Origin of the sequence: Bradyrhizobium sp. 170 (genome assembly GCF_023101085.1) — a bacterium.
Classification (GTDB): Bacteria; Pseudomonadota; Alphaproteobacteria; order Rhizobiales; family Xanthobacteraceae; genus Bradyrhizobium.
In genome coordinates this window covers 7,322,922-7,342,112 of the sequence record NZ_CP064703.1, presented here as the reverse complement: position 1 = coordinate 7,342,112, position 19,191 = coordinate 7,322,922, and the positions used below count along the sequence as shown (strand labels likewise).

The window sequence follows — 19,191 nt, the reverse complement described above, 5'->3', positions numbered from 1 at the left end:
TTCCTCCATGGCGCCCGCGCCAAACCCAGGGCCCTCCGCCACCACCCTTGCCGCCGGCCTTGCCGCGATCGGCTTCTGGCGCCTCTCGGCTGTTGCTGCACCGCACATGGCGGCGCTGGCGATCCTGCTGCAGACCGAGACCGATTTCGGCGGCCGCATGGGCTTCGCGCTGGCGTGGGGCATCCTGAGCTTCTTCTTTATTGCGCTGCTGCGGCGCCCGGCGCTGTCGGGCGCGCTGTCGCTGACGCTGGTCGTGCTGCTGGTGCTGCTGTCGCGGCTCAAGCACGACGTCGTGCAGATGACCGCGAACTTCGTCGACCTGATGGTGATCGACCGCGACACCGCGGCCTACCTGTTCACGATCTTTCCGAACCTGCGCTGGAGCGTGGTCGGCGCCGCGCTCGTCATCGTGCCGCTGATGTACGCGCTGTGGTGGCTCGATCCGTTTCGCATCCGCCGCCTGCCGGCCGCAGCCGGCCTGCTGGCCTGTCTTGCCGCGCTGGCCGGTTATTCCATGACCTGGCCAGATGAAGCCTGGCGCGGCTATTACGACGACGGCTATTTCTCCAAATTCGCCCGCTCGGGCGTGACGGCGGTCTCCGACTTCGCCAATTACGGCTTCATGGAATCGGAAGCCGTGACCGCCGAGCGGCTCAAGGTGCCGCTGGTTGATTCCTGTCATGTCGCCGGCCGCCGCCCGCACATCATCATGATCCATGACGAGTCGAGCTTCGACATCCGTCAGGCCGCTGGCGTCAAGGTGCCGCCGGGCTATGGCAGCCACTTCAAGTCCTTTGACGGCCGCGAGCGCAAGTTTGTGGCGGAAAGCAGCGGCGGCGCAAGCTGGATGGCCGAGTACAACGTGCTGGCCGGCCTGTCGTCGCGCTCGTTCGGCCGCTTCTCCTATTTCGTCACCCGCATCGCGTCGGGGCGGGTCGAGCGCGGATTGCCGCTGGCGCTGCGCCGTTGCGGTTACAGCACCCTCTCGCTCTATCCGGCCTACGGCGCCTTCATGGGCGCGCGCGGCTTCCAGACCTCCACGGGCATCCAGCACTTCTACGATGCGCGCGATCTCGGCGCCAAGGGCATCGAGCCGGACAGCTTCTTCTACGACAAGGCGGTCAAGCTGATCGCCGAGCAGCCGGACAAAACGCCGCTGTTCACCTTCGTCTATCTCGCCGCCAACCATTTCCCCTGGGAAACCAGGTTCCGCCCGGACCTGCTGACGTCCTGGCGCAAGCCGGGCAACGAGCCGGTGGTCGACGAATATCTGCGCCGCCAGACCATGAGCGCCGGTGACTATGCGGGCTTCGTCGCCAGCCTGAAGAAGAAATTCCCGGCGCAGCCGTTCCTGATCGTTCGTTACGGCGACCATCAGCCGGAGTTTTCGTCGAACCTGCTGGATCCCGGCCTGGATGAAGCCAGGGTCGCCCGCAAGTTCAACACCTATGATCCGCGCTACTTCACCACCTATTACGCGATCGATGCCATCAATTTCGAGCCGGTGAAGAGTTCCGCCGTTATGGATACGATCGACGCGCCATATCTACCGCTGGTGATCCAGGAAGCTGCCGGCATTCCGCTCGACCCGTCCTTCGAGGAGCAAAAGAACATCATGCTCCGCTGCAAGGGTGTATTCTACGCCTGCAAGGACGGCGCCGAGGCGCGCAGGTTCAACCGGTTATTGATCGAGGCAGGTTTCATCAAGGGGCTCTGAGGACAAATGTCAGCCGTGGCCGGACCGGGAATGAGCGAAAGCATCCGTGCGGAATCGCGCGGTATCAGGTTCCTTGCCCTGGCCGGCCTGACCGTTGCCGTCCATCTGGCGGGGCTCGTGGTTCTGCTCACCACCGAATACGGGCCGTTTGCGATCACGCTGTCCGTGCTGGCATGGGTCTTCGTGAACTGTTTCCTGCTGGTGGTGCTGCAGCGGCCCGGCGTTTGCGCGGCGATTGCGCTGGCCCTCATCGTGATCCTGATTGCGTTGTCGCGCTTCAAGTTCGGCATCCTGCAGCTGACGCTGACGTTCCTCGATTTCCTGATCATCGACCGCGATACGTTCTCGTTCCTGCTCTCGGTATTCCCGCGCCTGCAGATGCAGTTGATGATGGCGGGGCTGGTTGCGGTTCCGCTGCTGTGGGCGCTCTGGCGCTTCGATCCGTTTCGCGTGCGCCGCCGCCTTGCATTGATGGGAGTGGCGGCGACGACGGCGCTGATCGCGGCGATATCGGTCGCATCGCCCGAGCAGGCATGGGAGCCGTTCCAGGGCGTCAATCACATTTCCAATCTGGCGCGCTCGGGTGTGGTGGCGGTGTCGCGGCTGGCTTCGACGGGATGGATTGAGGCCGATCCGCCGGCGAACGGTCCGCTCAGCCTCGCGCGGGACGCCCACGCCGCCGGGTTGCCTGGGCTGCCATCAGGCGAGGCCTGCGACGCCACGGCCAAGCGGCCGCACATCATCCTGCTGCTCGACGAGTCGAGCTTCGACGTCACCTCGGCGCCCGGCATCAAGGTGCCGGCGGGATACACCGACTACTTCAAGTCGAGCGACGGCAAGCAGCGGACCATGATCGCGGAGTCGACCGGCGGCCCGACATGGTACACCGAGTACAACGTGCTGACCGGCCTGTCGGCGCGCTCGTTCGGCGATTTGAAGTTCTACATCACGCGCATCACCGCCGGCCGCGTAACCCGCGGACTGCCGCAGGCGCTCCAGAATTGCGGGTACAAGACCATCTCGCTCTATCCGACCTATGGCGACTTCCTCAGCGCGCGTGCCTTCCAGAAGGCCGTCGGCGTCGAGCAGTTCATCGACATGGCGGCCATGGGCGTCAATGAGGACATGCAGCCGGACAAGTTCTATTTCGATCAGGCATTGAAGGTGTTTGCGCGCGAGCAGCCGCAGCAGTCGCCGGTCTTCATGTTCGTCTACCTCACGGCCAATCATTTTCCCTGGTGGAACGTCTACCGACCGGATCTGACGCCCGCGGGCTGGACGCCGCCGGGCAACACCGCCGAGGTCGACGAGTACATCCGCCGCCAGGCCATGACGGCCAGCGACTATCGCGAATTCACCGAGCGGCTGAAGCGCGACTATCCAGACGAGTCGTTCCTTGTACTGCGTTTCGGCGATCACCAGCCGGCGATCTCGCAAAAGCTGCTCGAGCCCGGGATCGATCCGGCGAGGCTGGCGAAACGCCTGATGGCCACCGATCCGCGCTATTACTCGACCTATTATGCGATCGACGGCATCAACTACCAGCCGCGCAATTTGTCGTCCGCGCTTGAAACCCTCGACGCGGCCTATATCCCGCTCGTGCTCCAGGAAGCCGCTGGCCTCCCGCTCGATCCGTCGTTTGCCGAGCAGAAGAGCATCATGCTCCGCTGCAAGGGCACGTTCTACGCCTGCAAGAAGGGCGCGGAGGCGCGGAGATTCAACCGCCTGCTGATCGACGCCGGGATGATCAAGGGGCTGTGATGGCTCGCGCCGTCATGGCCGGGCTGTCCCGACATCCAACACCGTCATTGCCTGCGACAAACGCGAAGCTTCGTAGGGTGGGCAAAGCGAAGCGTGCCCACCATCTATTCGCCGAACGACCCCTGAATGTTGCGAAGATCTCCTCCCCAGTCCGGAGCGAGAATTCCCTGCTCAACAAAGCGGTGGAAACTGCTGTGCGGCCAGTCGGCTACACGCGCGACATATCCGTGCTTCACCGGATTGAAATGAATGTAATCGATATGGCGTTCGAAATCTGCCTCATCTCTAATGGCGTGTTCCCAATAACGTCGCTGCCAGATGCCTTTTTCTCGTTTACCGACTTTGCTTTCCGAACGCGTCTGCGCATCGAGGCCTCTTGAGAAGCCGCTCTTGATGGAGCTCCAGCGATTAGAGAAGTTTGCATCGCCTTCCGGCAATGCCCAAAGGGCATGAATATGGTCGGGCAGAACGCAGATCGCGACGGTTTCAAAAGGATGCCGTCGCTGAACGATTTTGTAGATGTGCCGGAGGCGAATGATCTCATCGATCAAAAGGCTGTTGGGCCGCTGTGCAAGGACGACCGTGAAAAAGAAAATGCTGCCTTTGGCACGAACATATCGCGGCATAATGTATCATATTACAACCTTGCGTAGTTTGAAAGATGGTGGGCACGCTTCGCTTTGCCCACCCTACGAAGTCTCCTCGCAATGGCGATGGAGCTACTTCTTCCCCACCTTCTCCCACAGCCACTGCGCCACCGCGTCCGGCGAGCTCGTCGCGTCATTGCCGGCCGCGCGCAGATTGGCCTCGCGCATCGTGGCGATGTCGATCTTGCCGAGCAGCGGCGCGAGCGCCTTGCGCAAGCCCTCGTCATTGGCGCGCTTCGGCGCGAGCAGCACCATCGCGTCGTAGGGCGGGATTGCGCGCCTGATGTCGCCGAGAACAACCAGATCGTATTTCGCGATCAGCCCGTCGCTGGTGTAGCCGGCGATGACGTCGACTTCGCCGGAGGCCACCGCCGCGTACATGAAGTCCGGCTGCATCTGCCGTTGGCCGCGGAACGACAGGCCGTAGGCCTTGCGCAGCGCGGTCCATTCGGGCCGCGAGAAGAATTCATAGTCGCCGGCGATCGACATGTTCGCCGCGCGCGAGGCGAGGTCGGCGATGGTGCGGATGCCCAATTGCTCGGCGCGCTTGCGCGGCATCACCAGCGCATAGGCGTTCTCGAAGCCGAGTTCGCCGAGCAGCGTGATGTTCTGCTTCGTCAGCATCGTCTTCAGTTCGGCCAACAGCACCTCTCGCGGCCTGATGTCGTTGCGGTGGAACTGGTTGGCCCACAGCGTGCCGGAATAATCGACATAGACATCGATATCGTTGGCCGCCAGCGCCTCGAAGATCACGTTGGAGCCGAGGCCCTCGCGGGTCGTGGCAGCAAGTCCGGCCGCCTTCAGCCGCTGCCCCATCAATGCTGAAAGCACATATTGCTCAGTAAAAGTCTTGGCGCCGACGATGTAGCTTGTCTGCGACCTCATCATGGTGGGCACCAGCGTGGCCACAACAAGCGCTACGATGCCCACACCTCCCAGCGCCGCGCGAAAACGGCTGCGGTTACGCAAGCCGCTTTCGATCAGCGCCAGCAATTGATCGACGGCCAGTGCCAGCACCGCGGCGGCGAGGCAGCCGAACAGCACGAACACCCAGTTCTGGGTCTGCAATCCCGCAAAGATGTAGTTGCCGAGGCTGGTCTGGCCGATCGGCGTCGACAGCGTCGCGGTGCCGATCACCCAGACTGCCGCGGTGCGGATGCCCGCCATCATCACCGGCAGCGCCAGCGGCAATTCCACCGTAAACAGCGATTGCCGCGGCGTCATGCCGACGCCCTGGGCTGCTTCGAGGATCGCAGGCTCCACGCCCTGCAAACCCGTGATGGTGTTGCGCAGCACCGGCAGCATCGAATAGAGCGCGAGCGCCAGCACCGCCGGCAAAAATCCGAAGGCGGAAAAGCCAAAGCCGAACCATGACAGCGAGAGCGCCGCGAGCGCCAGCAGCAGCGGATAGAACAGCGCCAGCAGCGCCAGTCCCGGCACCGTCTGCACGATGCTGGCGAGCCCTAGCAGCGCGCCGCGCGCTACTCGACGATTGCGTACCGCAATCGCGAGGGGCAGGCTGACCAGAAGTCCCAGCGCCAACGCGGTGACGCTGACGCGAACATGATTGCCGAGATAGTCGGGCAGGTGGCCCAGCGCCTCGCCCCAGCGCGGATCGGCGAAGATGCTCATGCCGCACCGTCCCGCGGCAGCAGGGCGCCGAGCCGTTCGGCCTGCCGGCGCGGCGTGCGCAGGAGTTCGCCGACGTAAGCGTCACAGCTTTCGGAAAGTTTTGATGGCGTGCCCTGCGCCAGCAGCCGGCCGCCTCCCATCACCGCGATCCGATCGGCGAGCAGGATCGCTTCCGTCATGTCGTGGGTGATCATGACCGTGGTCAGGCCGAGCTTGCGATGCAGCTCGCGAAAATCGTCACCGAGCGCATCGCGGGTCAAGGGATCAAGCGCGCCGAACGGTTCGTCCATCAGCACGATGCGCGGCTTTGCGGCAAGCGCCCGCGCCACGCCGACACGCTGGCGCTGGCCGCCGGAGAGTTCGTGCGGCAGCCGGTCGCGATATTGGGCGCGGTCGAGCCGCACCAGATCGAGCAGTTCATCCACCCGCGCGGAAATCTCGGCAGGTGGCGCACCCGTCAGCTTCGGCGTGATGCCGATATTGTCGGCGACGCTCAGATGCGGAAACAGCCCGCCGCTCTGAAAGACATAGCCGATCCGCCGCCGCAGCAGGATCGGATCGACCTGACGCACGTCCTCGCCTTCGACCGTGATCGAGCCGGAGTCCGCCTCGATCAGCCGGTTGGCGAGCCGCAACAGCGTCGTCTTACCCGAACCGGAGCCGCCGACGATGGCCAGAAACTCGCCCTCGGCGACCTCGAGCGAGACGTCGTCGACAGCCACCACGCGACCGCCGTCAAAGGTCTTGCCGACATTCGCGTAAGCGATCAGGGGAGCTGGCATGCGATCTCGACTGTTGCCCCCTCCAGGGGAGGATAGCGATCAACTACCACGTCACGACGCCGCGTTGAACTTATCCTTGGCACGCGCTAAGGCATCACTCCAAATCTCTTGAGGGGAACATGGCCGATACGGCACAACCAGCGGCGGTCGCGCTCGATGATGCCACAGTGGCGTTTCGCGTGGCCGGGGATCGCGTCTACACAGCCGTGGAGCGGGCCAGCCTGTCCGTCGCCCATGGCGAGTTCGTCGCTATTGTGGGCCCGACCGGGTGCGGGAAATCGACGCTGCTCAATGTGGCGGCCGGGCTTTTGAAGCCCGCCGCGGGGGCGGTGAAGATTTTCGGTCAGCCGCTGACGGGGTTGAACCGGGATGCCGGCTATCTCTTCCAGGCCGATGCGCTGTTTCCCTGGAAGACCGCGATCGACAATGTCGCCATTGGTCTCGACATCAAGGGCGCGCCGCGCGAGCAGGCGCTGCAGCGCGCCCAGGGCTGGCTCACGTCAGTGGGGCTCGGCGCGTTCGCCAACCGCTATCCGCACATGCTGTCCGGCGGACAGCGCAAGCGCGTCGGCCTCGCGCAGGTCCTGATCCGCGATCCAAAAATCCTTTTGATGGACGAGCCGTTCGGCCCGCTCGACGCGCAGACCCGGCAGATCATGGGCAATTTGCTGCTGGAACTGTGGAACGCCGACCGCAAGGCGGTGCTGTTCGTCACCCACGATCTCGAAGAGGCGATCGCGCTTGCCGATCGCGTCGTGATCATGTCGGCAGGTCCCTCGGCGCGCATCATCGGCGACTGGCGCGTGCCGCTGCCGCGCCCGCGCGACATCTCGGAAGTGCGGATGGAAAAGCAATTCCACGAACTGCACCGCGAAATCTGGAGCGTGCTGAAGGACGAAGTGATGAAGGGCTATGCGCAGTCGACGCTAAGTGCGGAGGTCGGCTGATGTCGCGCCTGACGCTGCTGTTCTGGCAATTGATGGTGGCCGTTGTCGCACTGTCGCTGTGGCAGTTCCTCGCCACCGTACCGGTGTTCGGCCGCATCCTGCTGCCGCCGTTCTTCTTCTCCAACCCGGTCGATGTCGCGAGCCAGATCGTCAAGTGGTTCTCCTCAGGCGTAATCTGGAAGCATCTGATGATCACGCTGTGGGAGTCGGTGCTGGCTTTCGTGATCGGCTCGGTCGGCGGCGTGCTGGTCGGCTTCTGGTTCGCGCGCCAGCCGCGCGTCGCCGCGGTGTTCGATCCCTACGTCAAGATGGTCAACGCGCTGCCGCGCGTAGTGCTGGCGCCGATCTTCACGCTGTGGCTCGGCCTTGGCATCTGGTCCAAGGTCGCGCTCGGCGTGACGCTGGTGTTCTTCATCGTGTTCTTCAACGTCTATCAGGGCGTCAAGGAGGTCAGCCAAACCGTGCTGGACAATGGCCGCATGCTCGGCATGAGCGAGCGGCAATTGACGCGGCATGTCTACTGGCCGTCGGCGCTGTCGTGGATGTTTTCCTCGCTGCACACTGCGGTCGGCTTTGCCGTGGTCGGTGCTGTCGTCGGCGAATATCTGGGATCGGCGGCCGGTCTCGGCTACCTGATCCAGCAGGCCGAAGGCGTGTTCGACGTCGCCGCCGTGTTCGCCGGCATGTTCGTGCTATCGGCTTTCGTCATCCTGATCGACATGGTGGTGACGGTGGTGGAGAAGCGGCTGCTGGTTTGGCGGCCGGTGGCGGCGGAGGGCAGGGGGTAGAGTTCTCTGCCGTCATTGCGAGGCGCAAGCATAGTCACTGAGTTCGTAGCGCATGATTTGATGCACGGGGCGCGGAGCTTGAATCACGTCCTCGGCGGCGGCATCAAGCCACAATGCCCCCGTGGAGTAGCGAGTGCTCTGAATTTACTTCCGTGACCCAACTCGGAAATCAACCAGGCGGTTCGACCGCCGTTTCCTTATTGCGGAACCGGCCGATGCCCAGAGCGCATAAGGTGTTTGACACAAGAGGTAATGTTATAACGTTACATAAACGGTTTTACTCCTTCAGGCTGTGTCGACAATGACTGTTGTTTTCTTCCCAAGATCGCCCCGCCACCAATGGAACATAGTGCGCGAATTGAAAGAGCATGCCCGGACAGCCATCAACGCCGATGATGAAACAATAATCACCGTAAGCGAACGCGGCGATCCTGGTTGCGGCGGCGCTCGAACCATCGTGCTCATCATGCATCCGAGACGACCAACCGAGGCCGTCACGATCGACAAGCCGCTTGGGCAGATCACGCAGACAGACCTTGCGGATGCGCTGGCGCCGTTGGGCGCACCAACCGGCTTGCCTGAACCTCCATCGAAACGGAATGACCATCGCTTACCCGCGGATCGACGCTAGCCGTCGCGGACGAATTGCAGCATCAGCAAAGGACAATCCCATGCAGATGGCTTTGAACCAAACTCCGGTCACGGTGATTACCGGCTATCTCGGAGCCGGAAAGACCACGCTGCTTAACCGTATCCTCACGGAGACGCACGGCAGGCGCTACGCCGTCATCGTCAACGAATTCTGCGAGGTCGGAATCGACAATGACCTCATCGTCAACGCCGAAGAAGAGAACTTCGAAATGAACAACGGATTTGAGTCCTGCCGCGTTTGATCGTCCATGCATTGGCGAGCTGCAGGCTGCTTTTTCTGAGCACGCGCCAATCATCTCACGCTCGTGCGGAAAGCGGCACGATTCATCTGCTATCGTCTCAATTTGATTGCGGCTTCACGACCGGTTGATCGTGGTCGGTATGGCAGCAGATGATTTTCTCCGGCCATATCAGTTCATCGTGCGATTCAAGAACCTCCCGGCCAGTCGTGAAAATGATCCACAATGCAACGGCTCCTGCGATGATTGGATCGAAGATTGGATAACCCGTCACTAGAAGCAGTAAGCCCGCGGCCACCGGGGCAAGGGATACCCATACGTCGCCAAGGTTGTGGATATACGCGAGCCGGATTGCAGCGTTGTTTTGGCTTGGCTCCAGGAGCAAGCGGGCCACGCTCCAATTGGCGGCAGCCGCAGCCAGACCCACGACCATCGGAACGACGCCCTGAACCGGCACCGGATTGAACAGACGCTCCCCGACCTGCCACAAAAGCAGTCCACTGACCGCAATCAGCCCGACTGAGTTAAAGAGATTTCCGGCTCTCAACAGCCGCTGCGAAGGACCTATGGTGACTAGGAATGCTGCATACAGGCAGACCAGAGCCAACTCGTCCGAGAGGTTATGCACGCTGTCCATCAAGAGGCTCAGGCTCGATGCCTGATAGCCAGCAATGCCCTCCACCACAAAGATTGCAGTGTTTATCGCCACTGCAGCGGCAACGGCTTTTTGATGATGAGCCATTCTGCATCTCCCATTTCCGCGACTTGGGCGCGAAGAGCGCCTTTGCCCACCCTAAGCCACTGCGCCTAGCTGACGACATCGGATGCCAGCTGAAATTGCGGATCCAATGTCACGTCAGCGGTGATCGAGTTGGAAATGAAGCAGTTTTCCTTAACCTTAGCCATGATCGTTTGGGCGGCCGCGATATCAGCCTCGCTTCTCAGGACCAGGGTTGGCCGAACGCTGACTTCAACAATTCGATATTTGCCGTCGACGTTTTCCAGCACGCCTTCTGCGGCGCTTTCATAGGCAACAAACTCGAGCCGCTTGCTTTGCGCGAACGATACAAACGTCAGCATCATGCAAGCATTCAGCGCGGCGACCAGCATTTCTTCGGGAGCCCAGACGCCCGCCTCTCCCTTGAATTCGGGAGGACTGCCGATCTCGATGTCGGGTTTGTCGGGTGCGGATGTTCGGCCGCGGCGAGCGGTGTCCCAGACCAGGTTGTTGCTGTACCGAAAGGACTTGTATGTTTTGCCTGTTGCCATGTGATCCTCCACAGAACGTAGGGTGGGCAAAGCGAAGCGTGCCCACCATCGAGACTGCGATGCGGATAGATGGTGGGCACGGCGCGAACAGCGCCTTTGCCCACCCTACGATTCTACGACGTGCAGACTCAGTTCAGCATCTTCGTATCATCCGGCGCCTGCGGCGGGGTCTTGATCGCAATCGCCTTCAGCGTTCTGCCGTCGGGCTTGGTGCCGCCATGCGCGGTGCCCTTCGGGATCACGACGAGGTCGCCCGGCTTCACCTTCACTTCCTTGTCGCCGAGCCAGATCGTGCCGGTGCCGTCGAGGATGTACTGGATCTCGTTGGTGTTGGGATGCATGTGCTTGCCGACATTGCCGTCCTGGATCGAGATGGTCATGCCGTCGGCGGCGACGAACAGTTTGGAGCGCATTCCGGTGCCCGAGGGCATGCCGAGCGCATCGCCTTCGAGTTCGCCGGTGTGGATGACCTGCGCGGTGATGTTCTCGGCGGCGATTGCGGGACGGAGCAGATGGGTGACGCTGCAACCGGCGGCGAAGGCGGCGGCGAGCGATAGCGTGATGGCCAGGCGATTCATGGTCTCCCCCTGTGTTGATTATTGTAGGGGCGATGTTATGCCGCCCGGCCGCGCCTGACCAGCGGGCGGAAAGTCGCCTTCTCAACGTCCGCGCGCTGCTCTATCTTGCCGACCAACAAATGGAGGAACCCATGAAGAAACTGTTCGGCCGGTTGGCCGGGGCGCTGCTGGCGCTGACACTCACGACAGGCCTTGCCGCAGCCCAAAGCAAGGTCACCGTCGCGATCGGCGGCGGCTCCTGCCTGTGCTACCTCCCGACGGTGCTGGCCAGGCAACTCGGCGAATACGAGAAGGCGGGACTGGCCGTCGAACTGGTCGATCTCAAGGGCGGTTCGGACGCGCTGAAAGCCGTGCTCGGCGGCAGCGCCGACGTGGTGTCCGGCTATTTCGACCACTGCGTCAATCTGGCCGCCAAGAAGCAGGAGCTGCAGTCCTTCGTGATCTATGACCGCTATCCCGGCCTGGTGCTGGTGGTATCGCCCAAGCACACCAATGACATCAAGGGGCAAGAAGGTCGGCGTCAGCGCGCCGGGCTCGTCGACCGATTTCTTCCTGAAATATCTTCTCAAGAAGAACGGCCTCGACCCGACCAGCGCCGCGGTGATCGGCGTCGGCCTCGGTGCCACCGCCGTGGCGGCGATGCAGCAGGGGCAGATCGAAGCGGCCGTGATGCTCGATCCCTCCGTCACCGTTCTGCAGGGCAGCTATCCCGATTTGAGGATACTGGCCGACACCCGCAGCGAGAAGGACACGCTCGCCGTGTTCGGCGGGGAATATCCCGGCGGCGCGCTCTATACGACCACGGCGTGGATCAAGTCGCACGAGAAGGAAGTGCAGGCGCTGACCACGGCGATCGTCAACACGCTCGACTGGATTCACTCGCATACGCCGGAAGAGATCATGGCGAAGATGCCCGAAGAAATCGTCGGCAAGAACAAGGAGCTTTATCTGGCGGCGCTGAAGAACACGATCCCGATGTATTCGCTGACCGGCAAGATGGATCCCAAGGGCGCAGATGCGGTGCTCGCCGTGTTCAGCGAGGGCTCGCCCGAGGTCGCCAAGGCCAATATCGACGTGACCAAGACCTACACCAACAAATATGTCGAGCAGGTCAAGAAGACCTCCGGCACGAATCCGAAGTAAGGTCTGGATAGGATCGGCGTGATATCAAGCGAAGTCATGCGATGAGTGACACGAAGCCTCCGGTCATTCATCGCGTCAGCGCGCTCGACCTCGTTGTCGAAGCGTGGACGTGGCCGTTTGCCGAGGCGCGGCGTGCCGACATAGCGGCGCATTTCGCGGACAAGCAGCGCGAAAAGCCTGCGATGTGGAACGGCCGCGTCCTGCTCGGGCGCAATCCGGTGTTTGCCGGCGACCGCTTCAGCGCCAGCTATTTCGAAACTGATTTCGCGAGCTTCCTGGCGTGGCGCGACTGGGGCTTTCCCGACGCTTCCGTGTTCAACGGGTTCGGCATGGGCGCGCTTCGTTGCGCCGACGGCGCCTTCGTGCTCGGCGAGATGGGCCAGCACACGTCGAACGCCGGGCGCATCTATTTTCCTTCCGGAACACCCGATCTCGACGACATCAGGGACGGCACGGTCGACATATCAGGCAGCGTCACGCGCGAACTCGAAGAAGAGACCGGGCTGGCGCCCGGCGAATACGCGAGCGAGCCGCATTGGCACTGCATCTACACTGGACACGCAGTTGCGATGATCCGCATGTTGCGGGTCGATATGCCGGGCGACGTCGTGCGCGACCGGATCGTGGCCAATCTCGCCTCGCAGCGTCAGCCGGAATTATCCGCCATCCACCTCGTCCGCGACGCACGCGATCTCACCTCCGCCATGCCACGTTTTGTCACGGCGTTCATCGAGGCGCAGCTCGCTTCCGAGCCCTGACGCAGCAATACGCTTGACATCTGGTGGCGCTACCAATGTGATAGGCGGCGACAAGAACAAGAAAACGCAGTGCACAAAAAATAATCCAGGGAGGATTCCATGCCGGGGCGCAAAGCTGCACGCCTTCTCGTTGGCCTGTCCGCCGCAATCGCGGTGCTGGGGATGGCGTTGACCGCCGAAGCCCAGGAAAAGAAAATCAAGATCGGCGTGATCTATGACCTGACCGGCCCGCTCGCGGGCGGCGGCTCGGAGCTGCAATATATCGGCGCCAAGATCATGCTCGACCAGTACGCCAAGACCGGCGTCGAGGGTTACAAGGTCGAGGCGGTTTACGCCGACGCCCAGAGCAAGCCTGATGTGGCCATCAACGAGGCCGTCCGGCTGATCGAGCAGGAAAAGGTCAACATGCTGCTCGGCTTCTTTTCCTCGGCACAATGCGTGCCGGTGGCCGCGCGCGTCGAGCAGCTCAAGAACTTCATGTGGATCACCACCTGTATCTCTTCCGCGGTGCTCGCCGACAAGAACCTCAAATACGTGTTCCGTCCGCAGGCTTCAGGCGATCAGTTCGGCATGATGACGATGGATTTCATCGCGCAGAACTCCAAGGAAAAGTTCGGCAAGGAGCCGAAGGATCTGCGCGTCGCCATCATCCACGAGGACGGCGCCTATGGCGTCGACGTCTCCAAGGGCAACGAGGCCGGTGCCAAGAAGGCCGGCTTCAACGTCGTGATGAAGGAAGGCTATTCCGCCACCGCGCCGGATCTGTCGGCGCTGGTGACGAAACTGAAGCGCGCGCGGCCCGATGTGATCTTCCACACCGGCTACAACCCGGACATTACCCTGTTCGGTCGCCAGGCGCGTGAGCAGGGCCTGAAATTCGCAGCACTGGTCGGTCACGGCGCGGGCTATGGCGTGTACGAGAAGCTGAAGGAAGGCCTCGGCGGCGACGTCAATTACGTCTTCAACACCGATCCGATCTCGATCTGGCTTGCTAACCAGAAATCGATGGATCCGAAGCTGCCGCCCGTCATCAAGATGGTCGGCGAGGAATTCGACAAGGCGAAGCCGGGCGTTGCGATCCGTTCCGCCCATGTCGGCATGGCCGCGTCGAACACCTACCTCTTCCTGACCGACGTGCTGCCGCGCGCCATCAAGAAATATGGCGGCGTCGATCCAGACGCGCTGCGCAAGGCGGCGCTGGAAGTCGACATTCCCGAAGGCGGCACCATGCTCGGCTTCGGCGTCAAGTTCCACGGCGAGGGCACGCAGATGGCCGGCCAGAACGAACGCTCGTTCCCGGTGGTCATCCAGTACATCGACGACAAGTCCTATGTGGTGTGGCCGAAGAGCCAGGCGCAGCGCGAGGCCGTGCTGCCCCTGCCGAAGGGAACCACGTTCAGCAACCAGTAGGCCAGCACAGACGGGCAAGAGCATGATCCGGTTTTCCGAAACGGGTCATGCTCCAACGAAAAAGCCAGCGGAGGTTCTGGAGTGCTGACGGTAGAAGGCTTGGTGAAGCGGTTTGGCGGCTTCACCGCGGTTAACAACGTATCGTTCCGGGTCGAGCAGGGCGAGATTCTCGGCCTGATCGGCCCCAACGGCTCCGGCAAGAGCACGATCTTCAACATGCTGTCGGGCACGCTGGTGCCGACGGCGGGATCGATCCTGTTCGACGGCGCGGAGATCGCGGGCGTCGCCCCGCACCGGATCATCAACAGCGGCATCGGCCGCACCTTCCAGATCCCGCGGCCGTTTCACCGGCTCAGCATTTTCGAGAACGTGGCGCTGGCCGGCTATTACGGCCAGGGCCGCCACAGCCGCGCCAAGGCGGATGAAGCGGCCGAACGCGCGCTTCGTATGGTCGGGCTGCCGACTGACCGCCACGCCAGCGTCGACGGCCTCGGCGCTGCCGGTCTGAAGAAGCTCGAACTTGCAAAAGCGCTCGCAACGGGGCCAAAACTTCTGCTCGCCGACGAAAGCCTCGGCGGGCTCGACGAACACGAGATGGATCAGGCCGCCGATATGCTGCGCAGGATCCGCGACGAGCTCGGCATCACCATCATCTGGGTCGAGCACATCATGGGCGTGCTGATGCGGGTGGTCGATCGCGTCATGGTGCTCGATCACGGCGAGAAGATTTCGGAAGGCTTGCCGAGCGCGGTGGCCGGCGATCCCAGGGTGATCGAGGTCTATCTCGGCACCGATGCGGATTCGAGCCAGCTTGCTGCCGCGGAAGCGCGGCGCAAGGCGGGGGTCTAGCCATGCTCGAATTGAAGTCGGTCGACGCGGGATACGGCAGCTTTCAGGCATTGTTCGGCACCAACCTCGACGTCAAGGCGGGTGAGGCGGTTGGCGTGATCGGCCCCAACGGCGCCGGCAAGACCACGCTGATGCGCGTGATCTCGGGGCTGATCCGGCCCACCAGGGGCGCGATCTCGATGGAAGGCCACGACGTGCTGGCGACGCCGGCGCATCGCATCGTCGATCTCGGCATCGCCCATGTGCCGGAAAACCGCCGGCTGTTTCCGCGCCTCACCGTCGACGACAATCTGAAGATGGGCGCCTACATGCCGGGCGCGCGCGCCAAATATGCCGAGCGGCTGGAATTCGTGTTCGACCTGTTTCCGCGCATGAAGGAACGGCGCAGCCAGATGGCCGGCACCCTGTCGGGCGGCGAGCAGCAGATGTGCGCAATCGGCCGCGCGCTGATGTCGAACCCGAAGCTGTTGCTGCTCGACGAGCCCTCGGCCGGTCTGGCGCCGGTCGTGGTGCAGCAGGTGTTCGAGCTGGTGAAGCGTATCCGCGCCAGCGGGCTGACGGTTTTGATCGTCGAGCAGAACGTGCAGCAGGTGCTGAAGGTGGTCGACCGCGCCTATCTCCTGGAGGCCGGCACCATCCGCGCGTCCGGCACGTCGGAAGAGATGTTGTCCACCGATACGATCAAGCAAGCATATCTCGGGGTCTAGTAATGCAGGCGTTTCTGGACATCTTCGACATCTATCTGCTGGAAGCCGTGGTCAATGGCATCCTGCTCGGCGGCGTGCTGGCGCTGCTCGCGCTCGGGCTCAACCTGATCTTCGGCGTCATCGACGTCACCTGGATCTGCTACGCCGAACTGGTCATGATCGGCATGTACGGCATGTACTACATGGTCCAGGTATTCGGCATGCCGTACTGGGTCGCGGCGCCGTTCGCGATCCTGCTGGTCGCGGCCCTTGGGGCGGCGCTGCATTACATCGTCATCGCGCCGCTGCTCACCGCGCCGCCGATCAACCAGTTGCTCGCGACCGGCGGCGTTCTGTTCATCCTGCAGAGCTTTGCCACCGTCGCCTTCGGCATCGACTTCCGCAACCTCGGCATCCGCCTGCCGGTGCTGGCGATCGGTGAGATGCATTTCAGCTATTCGCGGCTGCTGGCCTTCGCCGCCGCCCTGATCGGGATGCTGGTGGTCTACTTCTTCATGACGCGCACCTATACCGGCACCGCGATCCGCGCCATCTCGCAGGACCGCCAGATCATGTCGCTGATGGGGGTCGATACCAAGCGCATCTACCTCATCACCTCGGCGCTCGGCGGCGCGCTCGCCGGCCTCGCCGCCTGTCTCCTTGTGCTGCAATATGACGTGCATCCCTTTGTCGGCCTGTCGTTCGGGCCGATCACCTTCCTGATCTGCGTGCTCGGGGGCCTCGGCAATTTCGTCGGCGGCTTCATCGCGGCGTTCGTGTTCGCCGAGATCATCTCGCTGGGCGGCCTGTTCTCCGACCTCGAATGGGGTTACGTGCTGGCGTTCGCCTTCTTCATCATCATGATGTTCATCCGGCCCGCGGGCCTTTTTGCGAGGCGCTCGTGAATCCCCGTCATGCCGCCTGGGCCGTTGGCCTCGCCGCGCTGGTCGCGCTGCCCTTTGTCTATCGCGAGCCCTATCACCTGCACATTCTCGTGCTGATCCTGATCTGGTCGTTCGCATACACCGCGTGGTCGATCATGGGCCGCTTCGGCCTGGTGTCGCTCGGCCATGGCGGCTTCATGGGCGTCGGCGCCTATGTCACCGCGCTGCTGTGGAACCATCTTGACGTGTCGCCGTGGATCGGCATTCCCATCAGCATGGTGGCGGCGGGAGTACTGGCGCTTATCGTCGCCTATCCCTGTTTCCGCTTCCGCATCACCGGGCATTATTTCGTGCTGGTGACGCTGGCGCTGTCAGGCATCGTGCTGCAGGTCATCACCGCGACGCGCGACTACACCGGCGGCTCGCTCGGCTACACGCCGAACCGCGCCCGCAGCGGCAGCGGATGGATGGCGCTGCAGTTCGACGACAAGATCACGTGGTATCTGATCGCGCTGTTCGTCTGGGTCGTGGGCCTGTTGATCTGGCGCTGGGTCGACCGCAGCATGAGCCGCTACGCCATGGAGGCGATCTCGGAAGACGAGGACGCAGCGGCTGCGGCCGGCGTCAACGTCACCGCCGAAAAGCTCAAGATCACGCTGATCTCGGCGCTGATGACTGCGCTCGCCGGCGCGCTCTACTGCCAGTACCAGATGTTCATCTCGCCCGACACGGTCAGCGGCATCGCGGTGTCGCTGCAGATGGTGTTCGCCGTCATCGTCGGCGGCCTCTACGTCTCGCTTGGGCCGACGGTTGGCGCCATCATCACCATCATGCTCGCCGAAGTGCTGCGCATCGGCTTCGGCACCAAGGCGGTGGGCTGGGACAATCTGGTCTACGGCGTGCTGCTGGTCATCTTCATCATATTCCTTCCCAAGGGCATTCTTGGTAGCGTTCTCGACAGATTGAAAACGCAACCGAAGCCCTCCGGGACGAAATGAGCAAAAAATCCTCGCGATCGCTCGCGGACGAACTGAAGCCCTATGTCGCCCCGTTCCGCTTCGACGGAGCGGGCGAGTTTCACCTCAAGTCGCACAAGACCAACGAGAAGGGCGGCCTCGACAAGGAAAAAGCGACTGGGATCATCGAGGCCAATCGCGAGCGGCTCAGCGATTTCCAGGAAAAGCTCTACGCCCAAGACCGCTGGTCGCTGCTGCTGATCTTCCAGGGCATGGACGCCGCCGGCAAGGATTCTGCGATCAAGAGCGTGTTCGAGGGCGTCAACCCGCAGGGCTGCGAGGTCACGGCGTTCAAACAGCCTTCGACCAAAGAACTCGACCATGATTTCCTGTGGCGCAGCATGATCGCGCTGCCGGAGCGCGGCCGCATCGGCATCTTCAACCGCTCCCATTATGAGGAATGCCTGGTGGTGCGCGTGCACCCGGAAATTCTCGCCAAGCAGAAGATACCGCCGAACCTTGTGACCAAGGACATCTGGAAGGAGCGGTTCGAGGACATCTCCGCGATGGAGCGCTACCTCGCCCGCAACGGCACAGTGATCCTGAAGTTCTTTCTCAATGTATCGAAGGAAGAGCAGCGCGAGCGCTTTCTCGAGCGGCTGGAGGAGCCGGCCAAGAACTGGAAGTTCTCGCTCGCCGATATCGGCGAACGCAAGCTGTGGGCAAAATATCAGGCCGCCTATCAGGACATGATCCATCACACCGCGGCGAAGGCTGCGCCGTGGCACGTCGTGCCGGCTGACCACAAATGGTTCGCCCGCGTGGTGATCGGCTCGGCGATCGTCAGCGCACTCGACAGGCTGGACCTGCATTTCCCCAAAGTCGACAAGGCCGACCGCAGCGAGTTCAAGCAGGTCCGCGAGGCGTTGCTGGCGGAGGGGGAGGGGACGAAGAAGTAGGATGGGTAGAGCGCAGCGAAACCCATCATGCCATTCCCGGCGACGGCGAGCGATGGGTTTCGCTGCGCTCTACCCATCCTACGGGGAGTGACCCATTCGTAGCCCGTAGCCCGCATGAGCGGAGCGATATGCGGGGCCGTCGCGGGTGTCTGGCACCGTCCCCGGATATCGCTCCGCTCATCCGGGCTACAAGGCTACTTGCTCGACCATCGTCCCGGCGAGATCGTCATCGTCGACTGCGACCGCTATGCGACAAATTTTTTGTACAACCAGCGACGGCCGTTGTGGCGTCGCCAAACCTGTCCGCGCACCAGCCGGCCGGTAATGCTGCGTCTCGGCATGATGACCCGCCGTAGATGCCAGGTGGTTGGCTTGGCCGGGCGCGGCTTCAATCCAAACTTGCGGATGTTGATGGTTGTCAATCTAATCGATGCCATGCTGAACCACTTGGCTCAAGCTGCCCGCTGCAGGCACCGCCCACAGCGGGCATCTCGGCGCCCCTCATCGGCTTTCACGATCGTCGCCCCTGCCGCGA

17 protein-coding genes and 3 pseudogenes are annotated in these 19,191 nt (G+C 62.5%); 14 read left to right on the top strand and 6 right to left on the bottom strand.

Going from position 1 to position 19,191, the window contains the following annotated elements:
- The first annotated feature begins 7 nt into the window (after positions 1–7).
- Both IVB05_RS34240 and IVB05_RS34235 read left to right on the top strand, forming a co-directional pair.
- Positions 8–1,717 carry a sulfatase-like hydrolase/transferase gene (locus tag IVB05_RS34240; RefSeq protein WP_247780396.1) on the top strand — a complete coding sequence of 570 codons (1,710 nt, stop codon included), beginning with the start codon at positions 8–10 and terminating at the stop codon, positions 1,715–1,717.
- A 30-nt stretch (positions 1,718–1,747) separates the two neighbouring features.
- On the top strand, positions 1,748–3,478 hold the full coding sequence (locus IVB05_RS34235) for a sulfatase-like hydrolase/transferase (RefSeq protein ID WP_247780395.1): 1,731 nt from the start codon (positions 1,748–1,750) through the stop codon (positions 3,476–3,478).
- Positions 3,479–3,582: 104 nt separating this feature from the next.
- Here the strand turns inward: IVB05_RS34235 and IVB05_RS34230 are convergent, their stop codons facing one another.
- From IVB05_RS34230 to IVB05_RS34220, 3 genes are all read right to left on the bottom strand, one after another.
- Positions 3,583–4,104 carry a transposase gene (locus IVB05_RS34230; protein ID WP_247780394.1) on the bottom strand — a complete coding sequence of 174 codons (522 nt, stop codon included), beginning with the start codon at positions 4,102–4,104 and terminating at the stop codon, positions 3,583–3,585.
- Positions 4,105–4,197: 93 nt separating this feature from the next.
- The gene (locus IVB05_RS34225; protein ID WP_247780393.1) at positions 4,198–5,757 is read right to left on the bottom strand and encodes an ABC transporter permease/substrate-binding protein; all 1,560 of its coding nucleotides are present in this window, start codon (positions 5,755–5,757) and stop codon (positions 4,198–4,200) included.
- Positions 5,754–6,539, bottom strand: a complete 786-nt coding sequence (locus IVB05_RS34220; RefSeq protein WP_247780392.1) for an ATP-binding cassette domain-containing protein — start codon at positions 6,537–6,539, stop codon at positions 5,754–5,756. The genes IVB05_RS34225 and IVB05_RS34220 overlap by 4 nt, the downstream gene beginning before the upstream one ends.
- Positions 6,540–6,658: 119 nt before the next feature.
- Here IVB05_RS34220 and IVB05_RS34215 point away from each other — a divergent pair, with 119 nt between their 5' ends.
- The 4 genes and pseudogenes from IVB05_RS34215 to IVB05_RS34200 form a co-directional block, all read left to right on the top strand.
- Positions 6,659–7,486, top strand: a complete 828-nt coding sequence (locus IVB05_RS34215) for an ABC transporter ATP-binding protein (RefSeq protein ID WP_247780391.1) — start codon at positions 6,659–6,661, stop codon at positions 7,484–7,486.
- The gene (locus IVB05_RS34210; RefSeq protein ID WP_247780390.1) at positions 7,486–8,274 is read left to right on the top strand and encodes an ABC transporter permease; all 789 of its coding nucleotides are present in this window, start codon (positions 7,486–7,488) and stop codon (positions 8,272–8,274) included. Before IVB05_RS34215 ends, IVB05_RS34210 begins: the two co-directional genes overlap by 1 nt.
- A gap of 301 nt (positions 8,275–8,575) precedes the next feature.
- Positions 8,576–8,905: a hypothetical protein gene (locus IVB05_RS34205; RefSeq protein WP_247780389.1), complete on the top strand. Its 330-nt coding sequence runs from the start codon at positions 8,576–8,578 to the stop codon at positions 8,903–8,905.
- A 40-nt stretch (positions 8,906–8,945) separates the two neighbouring features.
- A pseudogene (locus tag IVB05_RS34200) lies at positions 8,946–9,146 on the top strand (GTP-binding protein); the annotation flags it as partial.
- 118 nt (positions 9,147–9,264) lie between these two features.
- Here the strand turns inward: IVB05_RS34200 and IVB05_RS34195 are convergent.
- From IVB05_RS34195 to IVB05_RS34185, 3 genes are all read right to left on the bottom strand, one after another.
- A complete protein-coding gene (locus IVB05_RS34195) occupies positions 9,265–9,906 on the bottom strand; it encodes a cation diffusion facilitator family transporter (RefSeq protein ID WP_247780388.1) in 642 nt (213 codons plus the stop codon).
- 65 nt (positions 9,907–9,971) lie between these two features.
- Positions 9,972–10,433 carry an OsmC family protein gene (locus tag IVB05_RS34190; RefSeq protein WP_247780387.1) on the bottom strand — a complete coding sequence of 154 codons (462 nt, stop codon included), beginning with the start codon at positions 10,431–10,433 and terminating at the stop codon, positions 9,972–9,974.
- A 128-nt stretch (positions 10,434–10,561) separates the two neighbouring features.
- Positions 10,562–11,011 carry a cupin domain-containing protein gene (locus tag IVB05_RS34185; RefSeq protein ID WP_247780386.1) on the bottom strand — a complete coding sequence of 150 codons (450 nt, stop codon included), beginning with the start codon at positions 11,009–11,011 and terminating at the stop codon, positions 10,562–10,564.
- A 131-nt stretch (positions 11,012–11,142) separates the two neighbouring features.
- Here IVB05_RS34185 and IVB05_RS34180 point away from each other — a divergent pair.
- The 8 genes and pseudogenes from IVB05_RS34180 (at position 11,143) to IVB05_RS34145 (ending at position 18,656) form a co-directional block, all read left to right on the top strand.
- Positions 11,143–12,154 (top strand): annotated as a pseudogene (locus IVB05_RS34180) (ABC transporter substrate-binding protein).
- Positions 12,155–12,195: 41 nt separating this feature from the next.
- Positions 12,196–12,912, top strand: coding sequence for an NUDIX hydrolase (locus IVB05_RS34175; protein WP_247780385.1), 717 nt, complete (start codon positions 12,196–12,198; stop codon positions 12,910–12,912).
- A 99-nt stretch (positions 12,913–13,011) separates the two neighbouring features.
- Positions 13,012–14,322, top strand: coding sequence for an ABC transporter substrate-binding protein (locus IVB05_RS34170; RefSeq protein WP_247780384.1), 1,311 nt, complete (start codon positions 13,012–13,014; stop codon positions 14,320–14,322).
- An 81-nt stretch (positions 14,323–14,403) separates the two neighbouring features.
- Positions 14,404–15,171: an ABC transporter ATP-binding protein gene (locus IVB05_RS34165; protein WP_247780383.1), complete on the top strand. Its 768-nt coding sequence runs from the start codon at positions 14,404–14,406 to the stop codon at positions 15,169–15,171.
- 2 nt (positions 15,172–15,173) lie between these two features.
- Positions 15,174–15,878, top strand: coding sequence for an ABC transporter ATP-binding protein (locus IVB05_RS34160; RefSeq protein ID WP_247780382.1), 705 nt, complete (start codon positions 15,174–15,176; stop codon positions 15,876–15,878).
- Between the two features lie 2 nt (positions 15,879–15,880).
- Complete coding sequence (locus IVB05_RS34155) at positions 15,881–16,762, top strand: branched-chain amino acid ABC transporter permease (RefSeq protein WP_247780381.1); 882 nt, start codon at positions 15,881–15,883, stop codon at positions 16,760–16,762.
- Positions 16,759–17,773 (top strand): annotated as a pseudogene (locus IVB05_RS34150) (branched-chain amino acid ABC transporter permease); the annotation flags it as partial. The gene IVB05_RS34155 and the pseudogene IVB05_RS34150, both read left to right, overlap by 4 nt.
- On the top strand, positions 17,736–18,656 hold the full coding sequence (locus IVB05_RS34145) for a polyphosphate kinase 2 family protein (protein ID WP_247780379.1): 921 nt from the start codon (positions 17,736–17,738) through the stop codon (positions 18,654–18,656). The pseudogene IVB05_RS34150 and the gene IVB05_RS34145, both read left to right, overlap by 38 nt.
- Positions 18,657–19,191 lie beyond the last annotated feature (535 nt).

What these genes read in the sequence shown, in the direction of transcription:
- IVB05_RS34240 (WP_247780396.1), top strand. Translation starts at nt 8, where the DNA reads ATGGCGCCCGCGCCAAACCCAGGGCCCTCCGCCACCACCCTTGCCGCC.
- IVB05_RS34235 (WP_247780395.1), top strand. Translation starts at nt 1,748, where the DNA reads ATGAGCGAAAGCATCCGTGCGGAATCGCGCGGTATCAGGTTCCTTGCC.
- IVB05_RS34230 (WP_247780394.1), bottom strand. Translation starts at nt 4,104, where the DNA reads ATGCCGCGATATGTTCGTGCCAAAGGCAGCATTTTCTTTTTCACGGTC.
- IVB05_RS34225 (WP_247780393.1), bottom strand. Translation starts at nt 5,757, where the DNA reads ATGAGCATCTTCGCCGATCCGCGCTGGGGCGAGGCGCTGGGCCACCTG.
- IVB05_RS34220 (WP_247780392.1), bottom strand. Translation starts at nt 6,539, where the DNA reads ATGCCAGCTCCCCTGATCGCTTACGCGAATGTCGGCAAGACCTTTGAC.
- IVB05_RS34215 (WP_247780391.1), top strand. Translation starts at nt 6,659, where the DNA reads ATGGCCGATACGGCACAACCAGCGGCGGTCGCGCTCGATGATGCCACA.
- IVB05_RS34210 (WP_247780390.1), top strand. Translation starts at nt 7,486, where the DNA reads ATGTCGCGCCTGACGCTGCTGTTCTGGCAATTGATGGTGGCCGTTGTC.
- IVB05_RS34205 (WP_247780389.1), top strand. Translation starts at nt 8,576, where the DNA reads ATGACTGTTGTTTTCTTCCCAAGATCGCCCCGCCACCAATGGAACATA.
- IVB05_RS34195 (WP_247780388.1), bottom strand. Translation starts at nt 9,906, where the DNA reads ATGGCTCATCATCAAAAAGCCGTTGCCGCTGCAGTGGCGATAAACACT.
- IVB05_RS34190 (WP_247780387.1), bottom strand. Translation starts at nt 10,433, where the DNA reads ATGGCAACAGGCAAAACATACAAGTCCTTTCGGTACAGCAACAACCTG.
- IVB05_RS34185 (WP_247780386.1), bottom strand. Translation starts at nt 11,011, where the DNA reads ATGAATCGCCTGGCCATCACGCTATCGCTCGCCGCCGCCTTCGCCGCC.
- IVB05_RS34175 (WP_247780385.1), top strand. Translation starts at nt 12,196, where the DNA reads ATGAGTGACACGAAGCCTCCGGTCATTCATCGCGTCAGCGCGCTCGAC.
- IVB05_RS34170 (WP_247780384.1), top strand. Translation starts at nt 13,012, where the DNA reads ATGCCGGGGCGCAAAGCTGCACGCCTTCTCGTTGGCCTGTCCGCCGCA.
- IVB05_RS34160 (WP_247780382.1), top strand. Translation starts at nt 15,174, where the DNA reads ATGCTCGAATTGAAGTCGGTCGACGCGGGATACGGCAGCTTTCAGGCA.
- IVB05_RS34155 (WP_247780381.1), top strand. Translation starts at nt 15,881, where the DNA reads ATGCAGGCGTTTCTGGACATCTTCGACATCTATCTGCTGGAAGCCGTG.
- IVB05_RS34145 (WP_247780379.1), top strand. Translation starts at nt 17,736, where the DNA reads ATGAGCAAAAAATCCTCGCGATCGCTCGCGGACGAACTGAAGCCCTAT.